Origin of the sequence: Moorena sp. SIO4E2 (genome assembly GCF_010671945.1) — a bacterium.
Classification (GTDB): domain Bacteria; phylum Cyanobacteriota; class Cyanobacteriia; order Cyanobacteriales; family Coleofasciculaceae; genus Moorena; species Moorena producens.
This window is the reverse complement of record NZ_JAAHIE010000123.1, coordinates 1-15,971: the sequence shown is the minus strand read 5'-3', so window position 1 is coordinate 15,971 and position 15,971 is coordinate 1. Positions and strand designations below refer to the sequence as shown.

18 protein-coding genes and 1 pseudogene are annotated in these 15,971 nt (G+C 43.6%); 14 read left to right on the top strand and 5 right to left on the bottom strand.

Features of this window, described 5'->3' with window-relative positions; translation table 11 throughout:
* The 8 genes and pseudogenes from F6K37_RS15195 to F6K37_RS15160 all read left to right on the top strand — a co-directional run.
* Positions 1-250, top strand: a pseudogene (locus tag F6K37_RS15195) (uroporphyrinogen-III C-methyltransferase); the annotation flags it as partial.
* Positions 251-724: 474 nt separating this feature from the next.
* The gene (locus F6K37_RS15190) at positions 725-1,696 is read left to right on the top strand and encodes a protochlorophyllide reductase (RefSeq protein WP_008188115.1); all 972 of its coding nucleotides are present in this window, start codon (positions 725-727) and stop codon (positions 1,694-1,696) included.
* Entirely contained in the window at positions 1,696-1,827 is a 132-nt protein-coding gene (locus tag F6K37_RS15185) for a hypothetical protein (protein ID WP_008188114.1), read from the top strand. Before F6K37_RS15190 ends, F6K37_RS15185 begins: the two co-directional genes overlap by 1 nt.
* 103 nt (positions 1,828-1,930) lie before the next feature.
* Positions 1,931-2,755 (top strand): class I SAM-dependent methyltransferase, encoded by an 825-nt coding sequence (locus F6K37_RS15180; protein ID WP_287251020.1) that lies wholly within the window; start codon positions 1,931-1,933, stop codon positions 2,753-2,755.
* Between the two features lie 38 nt (positions 2,756-2,793).
* On the top strand, positions 2,794-2,970 hold the full coding sequence (locus F6K37_RS15175; RefSeq protein WP_287251018.1) for a hypothetical protein: 177 nt from the start codon (positions 2,794-2,796) through the stop codon (positions 2,968-2,970).
* Positions 2,967-3,209: a hypothetical protein gene (locus tag F6K37_RS15170; RefSeq protein ID WP_287251016.1), complete on the top strand. Its 243-nt coding sequence runs from the start codon at positions 2,967-2,969 to the stop codon at positions 3,207-3,209. The genes F6K37_RS15175 and F6K37_RS15170 overlap by 4 nt, the downstream gene beginning before the upstream one ends.
* Before the next feature lie 478 nt (positions 3,210-3,687).
* Positions 3,688-4,962 carry an RNA-guided endonuclease IscB gene (iscB, locus tag F6K37_RS15165; protein WP_287251014.1) on the top strand — a complete coding sequence of 425 codons (1,275 nt, stop codon included), beginning with the start codon at positions 3,688-3,690 and terminating at the stop codon, positions 4,960-4,962.
* A gap of 59 nt (positions 4,963-5,021) precedes the next feature.
* Positions 5,022-5,213 carry a hypothetical protein gene (locus F6K37_RS15160; RefSeq protein ID WP_287251013.1) on the top strand — a complete coding sequence of 64 codons (192 nt, stop codon included), beginning with the start codon at positions 5,022-5,024 and terminating at the stop codon, positions 5,211-5,213.
* 160 nt (positions 5,214-5,373) lie between these two features.
* Here F6K37_RS15160 and F6K37_RS15155 read toward each other — a convergent pair whose 3' ends face one another.
* A complete protein-coding gene (locus tag F6K37_RS15155) occupies positions 5,374-6,042 on the bottom strand; it encodes a hypothetical protein (RefSeq protein ID WP_287251012.1) in 669 nt (222 codons plus the stop codon).
* Positions 6,043-6,507: 465 nt separating this feature from the next.
* Between F6K37_RS15155 and leuS the strand changes: the two genes are divergently transcribed.
* The 3 genes from leuS (at position 6,508) to F6K37_RS15145 (ending at position 10,032) form a co-directional block, all read left to right on the top strand.
* Positions 6,508-9,105, top strand: coding sequence for a leucine--tRNA ligase (gene leuS / locus F6K37_RS15150; RefSeq protein WP_287251010.1), 2,598 nt, complete (start codon positions 6,508-6,510; stop codon positions 9,103-9,105).
* Positions 9,106-9,377: 272 nt separating this feature from the next.
* Positions 9,378-9,551 carry an NblD family protein gene (gene nblD, locus F6K37_RS45505; RefSeq protein WP_502887748.1) on the top strand — a complete coding sequence of 58 codons (174 nt, stop codon included), beginning with the start codon at positions 9,378-9,380 and terminating at the stop codon, positions 9,549-9,551.
* A gap of 88 nt (positions 9,552-9,639) precedes the next feature.
* The gene (locus F6K37_RS15145; protein WP_271968921.1) at positions 9,640-10,032 is read left to right on the top strand and encodes a hypothetical protein; all 393 of its coding nucleotides are present in this window, start codon (positions 9,640-9,642) and stop codon (positions 10,030-10,032) included.
* A 134-nt stretch (positions 10,033-10,166) separates the two neighbouring features.
* On the opposite strand, the gene F6K37_RS15140 is transcribed toward F6K37_RS15145, so the two are convergent.
* The gene (locus tag F6K37_RS15140; protein ID WP_287251008.1) at positions 10,167-10,724 is read right to left on the bottom strand and encodes a pentapeptide repeat-containing protein; all 558 of its coding nucleotides are present in this window, start codon (positions 10,722-10,724) and stop codon (positions 10,167-10,169) included.
* 77 nt (positions 10,725-10,801) lie between these two features.
* Positions 10,802-12,964, bottom strand: coding sequence for a Tex family protein (locus F6K37_RS15135; RefSeq protein WP_287251006.1), 2,163 nt, complete (start codon positions 12,962-12,964; stop codon positions 10,802-10,804).
* 103 nt (positions 12,965-13,067) lie between these two features.
* Here F6K37_RS15135 and F6K37_RS15130 point away from each other — a divergent pair, with 103 nt between their 5' ends.
* Positions 13,068-13,532 carry a VOC family protein gene (locus F6K37_RS15130; protein ID WP_287251005.1) on the top strand — a complete coding sequence of 155 codons (465 nt, stop codon included), beginning with the start codon at positions 13,068-13,070 and terminating at the stop codon, positions 13,530-13,532.
* Positions 13,533-13,751: 219 nt separating this feature from the next.
* Positions 13,752-13,883, top strand: coding sequence for a hypothetical protein (locus tag F6K37_RS15125; protein ID WP_267872089.1), 132 nt, complete (start codon positions 13,752-13,754; stop codon positions 13,881-13,883).
* Here the strand turns inward: F6K37_RS15125 and msrA are convergent.
* A complete protein-coding gene (msrA, locus tag F6K37_RS15120) occupies positions 13,875-14,339 on the bottom strand; it encodes a peptide-methionine (S)-S-oxide reductase MsrA (RefSeq protein WP_008188103.1) in 465 nt (154 codons plus the stop codon). The two genes, F6K37_RS15125 and msrA, sit on opposite strands and share 9 nt — an antisense overlap.
* A gap of 538 nt (positions 14,340-14,877) precedes the next feature.
* Between msrA and F6K37_RS15115 the strand changes: the two genes are divergently transcribed.
* Complete coding sequence (locus F6K37_RS15115) at positions 14,878-15,273, top strand: hypothetical protein (protein WP_287251002.1); 396 nt, start codon at positions 14,878-14,880, stop codon at positions 15,271-15,273.
* A gap of 414 nt (positions 15,274-15,687) precedes the next feature.
* On the opposite strand, the gene F6K37_RS15110 is transcribed toward F6K37_RS15115, so the two are convergent.
* The gene (locus tag F6K37_RS15110; RefSeq protein ID WP_287251001.1) at positions 15,688-15,969 is read right to left on the bottom strand and encodes a putative quinol monooxygenase; all 282 of its coding nucleotides are present in this window, start codon (positions 15,967-15,969) and stop codon (positions 15,688-15,690) included.
* Between the last annotated feature and the right edge of the window lie 2 nt (positions 15,970-15,971).

Here is a 15,971-nt window from a genome sequence, read left to right as displayed (position 1 = left end):
TATGGGAGTTCATAATCTGCCTCGGATTGTCACCGAATTTTGTGAAGCAGGATTGAATCCCCAAACACCAGTAGTGCTGATTCGCTGGGGCACACGACCTGACTCCGAACAGTTGGTTGGAACCTTAGAGACCATTGTGGCTCAGATTGAGGAAACACAGTTTTCTGCTCCTGCGATCGCAGTCATTGGTAATGTGGTCAAGTTGCAACAGCTTGAAGGTTTTTCACCGTTGAAGGTTGAAGGCGGTTGAAGGTTGAAGGCGGTTGAAGGTTGAAGGTTAACTGGTTGAAGGTTGAAGGTTAACTGGTTGAAGGTTGAAGGTTAACTGGTTGAAGGTTAATCGGTTTAACCTTAATCGGTTGAAGGTTGTTCGCGTAGCGTGGCCAAAGGCCAAGGTTGTTCGCCTTTGGCGTTCGGTCTAGGGTAGGTTAACCGGTTTAAAGTTAACCGGCTGTAACCTGTAACCTGTAACCTTCAACCTGTAACCTGTAACCTGTAACCTGTAACCTGTAACCTGTAACCTGTAACCTGTAACCTGTAACCTTCAACCTGTAACCTGTAACCTGTAACCTGTAACCTGTAACCTGTAACCTGTAACCTGTAACCTTCAACCCCTAACCTTCAACCTTCAACCTGTAACCTTCAACCGGAAGATAGTATCTTTGATCGTAACTTAAGATGAGAACCTAATAAAGTTACGATCAATCGATCAATTTTAAAGAAAATGGAAAACGATCATAAATCAACGGTGATCATTACAGGGGCCTCCTCGGGAGTTGGTTTGGAAGCCGCCAGAGCTCTTGCCACAACCTGGGGATGGCATGTGGTAATGGCTTGTCGGAATCTCGATAAAGCTGAAAAAGCTGCCCAAGAGGTGGGAATACCAAAAGATAGCTATACAGCGCTATATATTGACTTAGCTAGCTTTGCCAGTGTCCGGCAGTTTGTGAATGCTTTCAGAGCAACCGGCAGAACCCTTGATGCCTTGGTGTGCAATGCCGCCATCTATCTGCCGTTATCAAAGGAACCGTTGCGAAATCCCGAGGGATATGAATTGAGTGTTGCTACTAATCATCTCGGTCATTTCCTCCTATGTAATCTGATGCTAGAGGATTTGAAGAATTCATCCTCTTCCCAGCCAAGGCTAGTGATTGTGGGAACTGTTACTGCTAATCCCAAGGAATTGGGAGGAAAGATTCCAATTCCAGCACCTCCAGACCTGGGAGACCTCAAGGGTTTTGAAGAAGGATTCAAACCCCCCATCTCAATGATTAATGGCAAAGCCTTTAAATCTGGAAAAGCTTACAAGGACAGCAAACTCTGTAACATGCTGACCATGCGAGAGCTGCACCACCGCTATCATGACTCTACCGGAATAGTTTTCAGCTCCCTTTATCCAGGATGTGTTGCTGAAACCGCTCTATTCCGTAACCACTATTCCCTGTTCCAAAAACTATTCCCATTGTTCCAGAAAAACATTACTAAAGGCTATGTCTCCCAGGAATTAGCAGGCGATAGACTAGCAACAGTAGTTGCTGATCCTAACTATAATAAATCCGGTGTTTACTGGAGCTGGGGTAATCGACAAAAAGAAGGTCGTAAGTCCTTTGTTCAAGAAGTTTCGAATGAAGCCATGGATGATTCTAAAGCTAAGCGCTTGTGGGAATTGAGCGAAAAGTTAGTTGGACTACGGTGATGTTAAATGTAAGCATTCAGCTGTCAGCATTCAGCTGTCAGCATTCAGCTGTCAGCATTCAGCTGTCAGCCTTGGCCTTTGGCCACGCTACGGGAATGGCCTTGGGCTTTTCCCTAGACTTTCAATTCTGATTAATCTCGAACTATTAAATTCTACCTTTTGAGGTTTATGTTAAGCTGTTCGCTTAGCGTGAGCTTTAGCTCACGGCTGATAGCTGATAGCTGAATGCTTACGATGAAAGACATTAAAGAACTAATCCAAGCTATCTACTCTAAAGACTTGGAAGAGAAAAAAATTTGGTATTCTTCGGTTGCAGAAGCCTACGACCAGGCCAGACCACGCTATCCTCAGCAACTGATTAACCGTGCCGTGGAGTTAGCCCAACTTCCTGCCGATGGGATCATTCTTGAAGTGGGATGCGGTCCGGGCACTGCTACGACAGCATTTGCTGACTTGGGCTTCTCTATAGTTGCTATTGAACCGAGCCAGGAATCTTGCCAGCTAGCGCGACATAACTGTAGCCAATATCCAGCTGTAGAACTTATCAATAGTACCTTTGAAGAGTGGGAGCTAGAAACTGGGAAATTCCATGCTGTGTTAGCAGCGACTTCTTTTCATTGGGTTTCACAAGAAATCCGGTATCAAAAAGCAGCTGATGCTCTAAAAGACAATGGATTTCTGATTTTGCTATGGAATACGCCTCCTCAACCCAACCATGAGGTTTGCCAACTGTTGAATCAGGTCTATCAAACTCACGCTCCCTCTCTGAAACCCTGTGAAGAGATAGAAACTCATCAACGGAACCTCAGCAAAATTGCAGAAACTGTTATTAATTCCCGGAAATTTCAAGACTTAGTATCGGAACAGTTGGTGTGTAACGTCACCTATAGTATTGATAATTATCTAGCGCTTTTGAGTACTTTATCACCTTATATAGCTTTAGACCCAAAGCAGCGACAGTCTTTGTTTCAAGGGGTGAAGGAAATACTAGAGCTAGAAGTGGGAAGTAGTCTTGAAACTTCCTATCTGTCTGTTCTTCAGATTGCTAGAAAAATATAGTCGTAAGCATTCAGCTATCAGTTATCAGCTATCAGCTTATGCGCTACGCGCACGCTGCGCGAACAACTTTCAAGAATTGGCCACGCTACTGTGCCCCCTGGTCTGATGTTGCGCTGAATGTTGTTTCTCTTGGGTTAATATGGCAAATATTCTTGTTTAATGCCATTGGTGCTAGAGTGATGAAAGGTTTCTTCACTTACAAGCGATCCCAATGAGCAGCAGTCTGAATATCGAGCTAACCGATAAACTACGCCGCTATGTTGATATGCGTGCAAGCGATGATGATGTCTATGCAACCCCTAGCGAATACATCCGCGATTTGATTGGCCGGGATATGGAGGACTATTTCATTGTTTCAGAAATCATCCAAGGGTTACGGGAAATTAGGAATCAAGAATTTGTCCCGGAATCCATCCTCGATATTTTACAGGAAGATAATCTCGATTGTGGTTAGGAAAAACTATGTTCTAACCCCCACCGGCGGCATTTACGGGAAGCCAAAGCATGGTCACGGGCCAGATGGGGCGATGAATTAACAAGACAGTATTTTCATGACCTTGAAAAAGCAGCACAGTTTATCGCCCTTAACCATCAAAAAGTTGCGAAACGCCAGGATCTGACAGGGGATAGCTCCCTGTGTTTATATCCTGTTAGAGAACATTATATTGTCTGTCAGGAACCTGGGAGTAGCGCAAACCCCACGGATTAAATCCGGGGGCTTGTAGCCTTAATACTTGACCAGCCTTAGTCTCTTTGAAGGCTACGTTATCAGTAAGTGTTTAAGTTCCTACCATCGGATGCGTCGCTAGTCCGTTGCTCTAGAACTCAAATATTAAACAGATTTATCAGGTTAAGTCAGTGTGTTTGAGAAAGTACCGGCTGATAACATTGGCGAAGCGAACTAAACCCTAGTAATAGGAGTAGACGTAATTATGCGCGTATTCGTACTTGATAAAAACAGAAAACCACTAGACCCTTGCCAACCTGCTAGGGCTAGAATACTGCTTAAACAAGGAAGAGCGAAGGTCATCCGCCGTTATCCATTCACAATCATTATGTTAGACTTGGAGGCTGAAAACTGTTTAACTCATAAACATCAACTCAAGATAGACCCTGGCTCTAAAACCACAGGCTTGGCAATTGTCCAAAACGACAAAATCATTTGGGGGGCTGAATTAACTCACCGGGGGTTTCAAATTAAAGATGCCCTGACTTCTCGCAGGCAATTAAGGCGTTTTCGGCGTAACCGAAAAACTCGATATCGTAAGCCCAGATTCCTTAATCGTAAACCTCCTGAAGGTTGGTTGGCTCCCAGTTTAATGTCACGAGTCCACAACATCTTAACTTGGACTAAAAAACTGATGAAATTCTGCCCAATAACCGGTATTTCTCAAGAGTTAGTCCGTTTCGATACTCAGAAAATGGAGAACCCTGAGATATCTGGTGTTGAGTATCAGCAAGGTACATTGTACGGGTATGAACTGCGCGAGTATTTACTTGAAAAGTGGAACCGCCAATGTGCTTACTGTGGTGCAGCTGACACTCCTTTAGAAATAGAGCATATTAAGCCATTAGCTAAAAGAGGCTCTAACCGGGCAAGCAACCTGGCGATTGCTTGCCATAAATGCAATCAGGCTAAAGGAGCTCAGGAAATCGAACAATTTTTGTCGAGCAAACCTAGTGTCCTAAAGCGAGTTTTGGCTCAGACCAAAAAGCCTTTAGCTGATGCAGCAGCGGTTAACTCAACCAGAGTTCGGCTTTATAACGAACTTAAATTTACTGGGCTGCAAATTGAAACAGGTAGTGGTGGATTGACTAAGTACAATCGCTGTCGTCAAAAATTGCCTAAAACTCATTGGTTAGACGCCGCTAATGTTGGTCAGGTTGATAATTTGCGAATTGAAGACTATCAACCATTATTGATTACTGCCAAAGGACATGGCACTCGCCAAATGTGTCGGACTAACAAATTTGGTTTTCCTAGTCGCTATGTGACCAGACTGAAATTTGTTAAAGGCTTTCAGACGGGAGATATTGTTAACGCAATCGTAACTAAAGGAAAGAAAATTGGAACTTATACAGGCCGTGTTGCTATTCGTAAGAGTGGGTCATTCAATATCTCTACGAAAAATGGACTAATTCAAGGAATTAGCCACAAATATTGCACCATTGTACACCGGAAAGATGGATACTCCTATAGCTTCTAAACCAAAGGAAGCAATGTCCACACTGCTGTTTGTGTAAGGGGAGCGACTCCTCCCCTTACATGAATGACAGGGGTTTCCGTCGCTCCCCTTACCAACCCCTATTTTTTGATGAACCCTTGGGAGAAAAACGCATCGCCATTGCTGCTTTTATCCGTATGGGTAGGGATATTCCGACGCTACTAAGTAAACATGCCGTCACATTAAAAGAGGAGCTTACCGAACTCCGAAAAAGTAGTTTTAACGAGAATTAATTACTTCTGGCGATCAAAAATAAATTGGCTCTCCTAGACTGATTATACTGAATTAGTAGTTTAAATTAGCTATTACCCCTTAAATAGCAAGGGATATGGCGATTATTTTATACTAATTTATCCTAGCCACCCTAGGATACAAAAAAATATAGTCTAGACTTTACAGTGACTTCCCCTCAGTTGTAATATCAACAATTCCTTTCAAAATCTTACAAATAGTCTCAGATTCCAGCCTTCCTACATATTCACGAGAATACTCAACGCGCATGATTGGTCGCTCTTGTTCTATGCCTTCAACTTCTGCTCTCAAAAACTTCCAGGTATCAGCGATAGTATAGCAACCAAAAACAGTTTGGATTGGACTTTGATCTCGCTTCGAGTTTAAACAAGCAGCACCGAGGATTTGTCCGTAAAGTTTTAATAAAGGATTTATTGCTTCTGTACCCTTTTGAGCCTCTACTACCAGCAAGTAAGGAGGGGTGACGCGACCAGCAACCGTTTTTACTAGCCCCCCATCAGCAATGCCTTCTAGTTTAAACTTAGGGTATTGCGCATCCAGATTAATTTTTGCCCAAGCTTCAATATCATCTCGTTCTGCTAGGACTAATAAGGGGTAAATTCCTCTTGACCAAATCGTCGATTCATTCATCAGATGAATAGAGGGATTAATCAGGCGGGATTCGATTACTTCTAATTGCTGTTTTTCCTCAGTACTCACAGCAATAGAATCAACTTGAGTCCAGGGATAGTTACCAATTCTGCCCTCTTGCAATTCAATTACCGATCGCAGTTTACTTAAGCTAGTCTCCGTAATCCTTATATAATCCATATTTATTTAGTATATAGCACTCCAATGTTGTTTTGAAGCACATCGTTTATCAAACGAAAACGATTAATAGTAATATAACGACTCTGAAACGATGGCTATTATCAGTATAATCTACCTCTTGTGAATGTCAAAAAGTAGTTTAAATAAATATGTTTATTGCTGTAATTCACTACTTATAAAATAAGCCGTAAATAGCATTTTAAATAGTTAGGATGTCAACAGTATTTTTCCCCAATTCCAAAGTTTCCTATTCTCTCTTCTGACTTCCCTTTTCCTTGATCCGCTGTTTCCTGTTCCCTACATCCGCAAGAAGTATACTAGATCAGGCATTGGCTAACGAATGTGCCAAAATTAAACTACAGTAATAAGCGATGCAGCGCGGTCTTGGGGGTTTCCCCCATGAGCGACTGCATCAAGACACTGACGTAAGCTAAAGCGCGTAATCAAACCCAAGGAGTATCACTTGTGCAGTCACAATACAACCCCACCGAGATAGAGGAAAAATGGCAACAAATTTGGGAAGAGCAAGGCTTGTACCAAACCCCCACAGAAACTGACAAGCCGAAATTCTATGCTCTGTCCATGTTCCCCTATCCATCGGGTAACCTGCACATGGGTCATGTCCGTAACTATACAATTACTGATGTGATTGCCAGGAAAAGCCGGATGCAAGGCTATCGCGTACTTCACCCCATGGGTTGGGATGCCTTTGGATTACCGGCAGAAAATGCTGCGATCGCTCGCGGGATTCATCCAGCTAAGTGGACATACCAAAATATTTCCCAAATGCGATCGCAATTAAAGCGCCTGGGACTGTCCTATGACTGGGATTGTGAAGTAACCACTTGCTCCCCAGACTATTACAAGTGGACTCAGTGGATTTTCTTACAGTTCTTCAACGCTGGACTGGCCTACCAGAAAGAAGCAGCAGTGAACTGGGACCCGGTAGATCAGACCGTGCTAGCCAATGAGCAAGTGGATAGTGAAGGACGTTCCTGGCGTTCTGGTGCCAAGGTGGAACGGAAACTGTTGCGTCAGTGGTTCCTTAAAATTACCGACTATGCCGAAGAATTGCTCAAGGACTTGGATACCTTAACCGGTTGGCCAGAACGGGTGAAGCTGATGCAGGCCAACTGGATTGGTAAATCTGTTGGTGCTTATCTAGAATTTCCCATTGTGGGCTTAGATGACAGCTCAGATGAGGGCTTAGATAACAAAATTGGTGTATTCACCACTCGTCCCGATACCGTTTATGGCGTTACCTATGTGGTGCTAGCACCGGAACATCCCTTGACCGCCAAAGTCACTACTCCTGACCAAAAGGCTGCAGTTGAAGCCTTCATTGAGGAAGTCAGTAACCAAAGTGAACTGGAACGGACAGCAGAGGATAAGCCCAAGCGAGGGATTCCCACTGGTGGTAAAGCAATTAATCCCTTCACTGGGGATGAAATCCCAATCTTGATTGCTGACTATGTGCTGTATGAGTATGGTACTGGTGCGGTGATGGGAGTACCAGCTCATGATACCAGAGACTTTAAGTTTGCCCAGGAAAAGCAATTACCGATAAAAGTGGTGATTGTCCCAACTTCAGATGATGTCGAGACAGTTAATGACACTCCTCTAGAAGCGGCTTACACGGAACCGGGGATTGTAGTGAATTCTGACCAATTCAATGGCATGGATTCCGTCAAGGCCAAGACCGGAATTATTGAGTATGCTGAACAACAGGGCTGGGGCAAAGCCCGAGTGCAGTACCGCCTCCGAGATTGGTTAATCTCTCGCCAGCGTTACTGGGGTGCCCCGATCCCTGTGATTCATTGTCCTAACTGCGGCGCAGTGCCAGTGCCAGACCAAGACCTGCCAGTAGAATTACCAGAAGATGTAGACTTTAGCGGACGTGGTCTTTCTCCCTTGGCTCAATTAGACAGTTGGGTGAATGTACCTTGTCCCAATTGCGGTACACCAGCGAAACGGGAAACCGATACCATGGATACCTTTATCGATTCCTCCTGGTATTTCTTACGTTATCCCGATGCCAAGAATGACTCTGCTGTGTTTGATTCCAACAAAACCAATGATTGGATGGGAGTGGATCAGTATGTAGGGGGAATCGAACATGCTATTTTGCACTTGCTCTACTCGCGATTCTTTACTAAGGTATTACGCGATCGCGGTTTACTCACCATTGATGAACCCTTCCAACGTCTTCTAACTCAGGGGATGGTGCAGAATACGGCTTACAAAAATACCAAAACTGGTAAATATTTCGCTGTTGTAGATATCGATCCCAATGACCCTAAAGATCCAGAGACTGGGGAACCGTTGGCGGTATTCTATGAAAAAATGTCCAAGTCTAAATACAACGGTGTCGCACCAGAAGATGTAGTAGCTAAATACGGTACCGATACCGCCAGGATGTTTATCTTGTTTAAAGCACCACCAGAAAAAGATTTGGAATGGGATGATGCTGATGTAGAAGGGCAATTCCGTTTTCTTAATCGTGTCTGGCGTTTAGTATCGGATTTCGCTGCTAATGGTAGCACTAAATCTAGCCCGTCTAATAGTGATTTAACTAAACCGGAAAAAGACTTACGACGAGCTATTCACACCGCCATTAAAGAGGTAACTGAGGATTTAGAAGGGGAGTATCAATTTAATACAGCGGTTTCTGAATTGATGAAGCTAAGTAATGGCATTACTGATGCTAAGTGTAAAGACTCCCCGGTCTATAAAGAAGGGATTGAAACCTTGATTACATTACTCGCTCCCTTTGCTCCCCATATTGCTGAAGAACTTTGGCATAGTCTGGGTCATAGCTCTTCAATACACAATCAACCGTGGCGTGAGTACGATCCTGATGCTTTGGTAGCCGATGAAATTACCTTGGTTATTCAAATCAAAGGCAAAACTCGCGGCACTATTCAAGTTCCCGCTAACTCCGATAAGGCAGCTTTGGAAACCTATGCTCGGGAATCTGAGGTAGGACAGCGATATCTAGAGGGTAAGGAGATTAAGAAGGTAATTGTGGTACCTGGTAAATTGGTAAACTTTGTAGTGGTTTGATCGGGAAAAAGCGCTGGACGCAGGGGATAGGTAATGGAGCTATCAGCTATCAGCTATCAGCTTATGTGCTACGCACACGCTACTTGAGGTGCTATCAGCTATCAGCTTCCCTGCGCTCATCGCTATATAGCGTTGATTGCAGTTGTGAGGTACGCTTCTCAACCTCAAAGTCCCCCTTTTTAAGGGGGATTTAGGGGGATCGCTTTGTACCTCATAGCTATAAGAATTGCTATATATAGCTACAAAACAATCAGGTTCATTTACCAAAAGCTATGTCTGAACAAAACGCACAAGTCTGTCCTCTCTGTGGTGTCAAAATCATACCGGGAGGGCAAATAGAGGATAAGGTTATCTTTAAAGTCGGACCAGTAGGAACGAGAGCTATCCTTCACCAGCGCGTTTGTCAGTACGTTCAGAAACCAGGCTGTATCAATAAGAATCCTTAGTAATTATCAATGGGGTAAGGTGTTTTCCTTGTAAGCATTCAGCTATCAGCCGTCAGCTATCAGCTTGTGGGCGTTGCTTAATAATGGAATGATTTTAAGAGTTTTTAGGTGCGCTTTCCGTAGGCGAATTAAATTCGCCACGGGTCGCACCTGTAGAATGGGCATCTTGGTAGAACTGGCATCTTGCCAGTTTCATGCTTATTGTCAAACAGGCAGGATGCCCACTCTACTGCGATTGATGCCAATATTGTCGGGCGGGCAGGATGCCCACTCTACTGCGATTGATGCCAATATTGTCGGGCGGGCAGGATGCCCACTCTACTGGAATTCAGCGGGCAGGATGCCCACTCTACTCCTATTCAGTGGAATGGGCATCTTGCGTGGAACTGGCATCTTGCCAGTTTCTTGCTTATTTTCGGGCGGGCAGGATGCCCACTCTACTGCGATTCATTCGAAGACTGATGCAACGCCCCATCTGTAGCCCATTAGCTGATAGCACCTCAAGTAGCGTGCGCGTAGCGCATAAGCTGATAGCTGATAGCTGATAGCTGAATGCTGATAGCTGAATGCTGATAGCTGAATGCTGATAGCTAATTAACGTTAGCAGTCCCTAATTTACCGAGGAAGTTGCGCACCAGTAAGGTTAGCATTATCAAGGTTAGCGTTAGTCAAATCAGCGTTAATGAAATTAGCGTTACTGAGGTTAGCGCCACTCAAATCAGCACCATTGAGGTTGGCATTCAGAAAGGTGGTGTTACTGAGGTCAGCACCCCTAAAGGAACTACCACTCAGGTCAGCACTGATGAAATTTGCCCACACTACGCTAGCACCACTGAAGTCGGCGCGACTCATGTTGGCCCCTGTGGCGTAGGCTGAATCTAAGTTGGCATTGCGGAAGGTTGCCCCTGTGCCATCAATAACTCTCATTGCTGCACTTTCGAGCATGGCATCAGAAAGGTTAGCGCCACTGAGATTGGCTCCCTGGAGGTTAGCATATCTCAGGTCTGCTTCCCTCAAATCAGCTCTGGCTAGGTCAGAATTTACCAGGTCACAGCTTCGACATTCCTTAGTTTGCAGCAGTTGTAGATACTGCTCGCGCTGTTCAGCATTGATAGGAGCGATTAACCCTAAGGAGGCTAGGAGTACACTAATTCCTAAGATTCTGAATTTCATAATTTCTGCCCTTATTTTGTTTTGCCTGTATTATGGCAGTGAAGTTCAAGAAATACCTATTATTTCTACCGTGATCACTAATTTCCCCTGGGCGATCGCATTGACAAACTAACGCGCTTCAGTTTTTCATTTACTTCCATTACCCGCACCTTCACCACCTGTCCCACTTTTACTATCTGTTTGGGATCCTCTACAAACCGGTCAGCTAGTTGGGAGATATGCACTAACCCATCTTGATGCACGCCGATATCTACGAAGGCTCCAAAGTTTACCACATTGGTGACAATTCCTTCTAATTCCATTCCAGGACTTAGGTCTTTGAGCTCATTTACGCCTTCTTTGAAGGTGGCGTACTTAAACTCAGCCCTGGGGTCTCGTCCTGGCTTTTCTAATTCCTGGATAATATCCTCTAGGGTTGGTAAGCCGATGGTATCTGTGACGTAACGGTTCAAATCTACTGATTTGAACCGGTCTGCTCCTTGGTTAATCTTGGCTAGAGGTAACTGCAAATCCGATGCGATCGCTTTCACTACGGGATAACTCTCTGGATGCACGGCTGTGTTATCCAACGGATTATCCCCGTTGCGAATCCTTAGGAATCCTGCTGACTGCTCGAAGGCTTTTGGCCCTAGCTTCGGTACCTTAAGGATTTCCCGACGGTTCTTGAATGCACCTTGCTGATTGCGATAGGTCACAATATTATTAGCAATGGTCGGGCTAATCCCAGATACAAAGGTTAGCAGTTGAGCGGATGCAGTATTTAAATCTACTCCTACATAGTTTACACAACTTTCCACGGTGTCATCAAGTTTCTTCTTGAGCAATTTTTGATCAACATCGTGTTGGTACTGTCCCACACCAATGGATTTAGGGTCAATCTTGACCAACTCGGCTAACGGGTCTTGTAAGCGTCTGCCAATACTAATCGCTCCCCTGACTGTGACATCTAAATCCGGAAACTCCTCTCTTGCTAAGTCACTGGCGGAATAAATCGATGCCCCAGATTCATTCACCATTACTTTTATCGGTTTGCGCTCCATGGTTTTGAGTACTTCCGAGATAAACTCGTCTGTCTCACGAGACGCTGTACCGTTACCAATGGCAATTAGCTCGATTTGGTAGGTTTCAATTAAATTCTTAATGGTTTTAGCAGCTTGTTCGCGCTTTTGGCTGCCTTGATGGGGAAACACTGGTTGGTATGTGATGTATTTAGCTGTCTCATCCAGGATAGCCACTTTACAACCGGTGCGGAAGCCTGGATCTATGGCTAAGGTTGGCTTCATTCCTGCTGGAGGAGATAACAACAGTTCTCGGAGATTGGTTTCAAAGGTTTTAATGGACTCTGCATCAGCATAGGTTTTGCGATCGCTACGTACTTCCGTAGTTAGGGAGGTTTTCATCAGCCGATTAAACCCATCTTTGAGCATGGTCTGGTAAAACTCTCGCAGTAGGGTAGCTTTGGTGTAGATTTCCTCAGACTCTAGGTAGGACATAACATAGTCTTCATCAAAAGAGAGTTCCAGCTTTAGGACTCCCTCCGCTTCACCCCTGAGCAGGGCTAACATATTATGTGGCGCTACAGATTTCACGGGGATTTGGAACTCCCGGTACATTTCAAACTTAGTGGTACCTTCGGGATAATCCTTTTTAATCCGAGAGACGAATAGTCCCGATTTCATGAAATAATCCCGCAAATAGGCTCGTAAGTCGGCTTTTTCCGCTACAGCTTCCGCTAATATATCAGAGGCACCTTGAAGAACGTCCTCTACCGTATTGAGCTTATGGTCTGGGGAAATGTATTTAGCCGCTTCTTCAGATAAGGATACTGATTTAACCTCCGGAGTGTTCATCGACTCAATCCAGTCCGCTAAGGGTTCAAGTCCTTTCTCCCTGGCCATGGTTGCCCGAGTGCGTCGTTTGGGTTTATAGGGCAGGTAAAGGTCTTCCAATTCAGTCTTTTGCTGGCAAGCTTCGATCTTAGCCTTTAGTTCATCGGTGAGCTTACCCGCAGATGCGATCGCATTCAGGATTACTGACTTCCGTTGCTCAAGTTCCGTTAGATAAGTATGGCGCTCAGCTATCGTGCGTAGCTGAACTTCATCGAGAGAACCAGTCACCTCTTTACGGTAGCGAGCTATAAACGGAATAGTTGCCCCTTCAGCAAATAAAGACAGGGCATTCTCGATTTGAGTCGCACTTAATGACAGTTCTTGGGCTAAGATTTGAGAAAAAGTGGTCATGTTACCAGGAAAAGGGGAAATTTAAATAGCAAATTAAAAACGGTATAACCATTAATAATTAACTATTAGCACTTCCATTCACAACTAACAATTATTAAAAAAAATGGTTTCTAGCCCTGAAGTAATCAAACCTACCCTAACTCCAGGTAGTCTCCGTCGAGTCCATCATATTGCTCTGAATGTGAAGGATATCCAAGCATCGCGCCACTTTTATGGTACATTGCTAGGTTTACATGAACTAACTGGTGAAGAAGTGCCCAGTACTTTGCGATCGCTAGTCGAAGCCGGAAAAGTCACTAACTTCGTCACCCCAGATGGCATTGTGGTGGATTTGTTTTCCGAGCCAGAGCTATCACCACCGGATCCAGACCCCCATCGTGGCTTTACTCGGGTCAATCATCTCGCCTTTGATATCGATCCTCAGTTATTTGACCAAGCCGTAGAAGTCCTAAAACAAAATCAAATTCCCATCGATCATGGTCCAGTAACTCGTCCTACTGGCAGAGGTATCTATTTTTATGACCCCGATGGATTTATGGTTGAAATTCGCTGCGATGCGATTGAATGAGACTTCGCTGAAGTTGTGAATAATCGGGAATCGGGAATCGGGAATCGGGAATCGGGAATCGGGAATAAAAATTAAGGCAAATAACCTTAGTTTGACATAACCAACTTGATCCACGAGTTAGGAGACAGGAGTCATGATTTATAAGTCAAAGTTATGTTCTTGGAATAAACAAAATTGAAATTATCTTTGAAACCCAAAACTAACTAAAATTACTTATTTATGTTCCCTGATACCTGCTCTCTATTCTTAACTAATTTGATCGCCTTGGGGATTCCTAATCCCGACTCCCGACTCCCGACTCCCGATTCCCGATTCCCTGTTCCCTATTATCTCCTGCAATATTTAACGTAAAGACTTCTGCTTCTTTTCAAAATACTGTTGATGATAGTCATCAGCTAAATAATAGTCGGAAGCTGGTTTAATTTCAGTGACAATATCCTTATCAAACTTACCAGAAACTTGCAGCTTTTGTTTTGACAGTCTTGCCAACACTTCTTGTTCCTGATTGTGGAAAAATATCACCGATCGATACTGTTCTCCTCGATCAGGACCTTGACGGTTTAATGTCGTAGGGTCATGGATAGACCAAAATAGGTCAAGTAATTGTTCATAACTAACTTTTTCCGGGTCATACTCCACCTGTGCCACTTCCGCGTGACCGGTTATTCTTGATAATACATCTAGATAGCATGGGTTAGGAAAATGTCCGCCCATATAACCAACAGAAGTTGAGACTACTCCCTTCACTTTCCGAAATGCTGCTTCTACTCCCCAGAAACAACCACCACCAAATGTCGCTTTTTCCATCTTTGTTACGTAGTTAAACAGTAAATTTTGCGTAGGGTGCGTTAGGGACGGGCTCGCCTTCATTTTCCGCGTCGTAGCCAGTATTGGAAAAGCCCGTCCCGTAACGCACCGCTAATATTGGGACAGCCCTTCCGAAAATTGTCACGGGCAAGATGCCCATTCCACCCACCGGGTTAAACAGCTTTTAGGAGATGCACCCGTTATTGATCAATCATTGCTCAGGATTTATTCATTATATAGTAGTTGTCAATTTTTGAGGGAATCGGGAATCGGGAATCGGGTAAAAATAATGTGTATATTATTAGGATATAAACTGATAGCTTATAGCTGATATTTTTAACTATAAACTATAACCACTATCGTATTTTTTTTGTTTGTAACAAAATGTTTAAACTAAAAAAATAGCCTTGACTTTTTTCAAGATATTAGTAATAATAAAAATGTCCCCATAAGATGTTTATACAAAAAGCCGCGCTTTCAAGTTGACGCTACAAGCGCGGCTTTATCCCCAGTCACAAGCTATGTGTGAGGTAATTCTATGATGCCAAAAAAACGGTCAGTAGATCATCTGGTTCACTGTCAGCGAGCCCTAGACCGGCTTGCCCAAATTGCTGAAAGCCAATCCACACGCCCAGATTCAATGCCTCGTGCCATCACTGAGCGAGAGGAAATTTTGATCTACCTATACAGCAACTACCGACTGTCCATGACTCCCCAGGCGTTTTACGGCAAGTGGCAAGTCAATCAAGAAGACATGGGTAACATCTGCTGCCGCTCAACTTACGCCGTAAATAGCTGGCTGGCCCAAGGTGCTCGCTATAAAACTCCTAATGCCGATTCCTTATACCATCTGGCTTTAATGGATTTTGTTTTGGAGAATTTCGAGGCAATTCCTAAGGAGTTGTTGAATCGAGTTTGCTCTAAGGTTGAATAAGGTTGAAGGTTGAATGTAGAATGTAGAATTTAGAATGTAGAATGTAGAATGTAGAATTTAGAATGGTGAATTAAGAATGTAGAATGGTGAATGTAGAATGTAGAATTTAGAATTTAGAATTTAGAATGGTGAATGTAGAATGTATAATAGTGAATTAAAAATTAGACCTCTTGCATCTCATCAACCTTGATGAAGACAAGGCAAAAGGTATAAATTTTGATTTAAGCACCTAAACAAAATTAATTTGCTACTACCAATCTCTGTAACCCTTACAGTGTAAGGCTTTGAGTTTTTAAAAATGTGTAATTAATTTTGTGCACCTGCTTATATACATTCTAAATTCTTAATTCTACATTCTAAATTCTTAATTTTCCATTCTAAATTCTAAATTCTAAATTCTATATTCTATATTCCCTAGCCTATTTGCGTCATTTCATTGAAACTGAATTCCTCAACCGCGCCATCAGTTGCAGCCATGTAATCTTTCAGGTGCTGGGCACCCATATGCTTCTGCCACAGCTCACGGGATTCCCAATTTTCAAAAAACATAAAGTGAGCTGGATTTTCATTGTTCTGATGCAAATCGTATTGCAAGCAGCCCTCTTCAGCACGAGTGATGTCGATCAACTTTTTAAGCTCAGTCTTTACCAGATCAATTTTGTCATCTTTAGCTGTGATATGAGCAACAAGAGTCAATT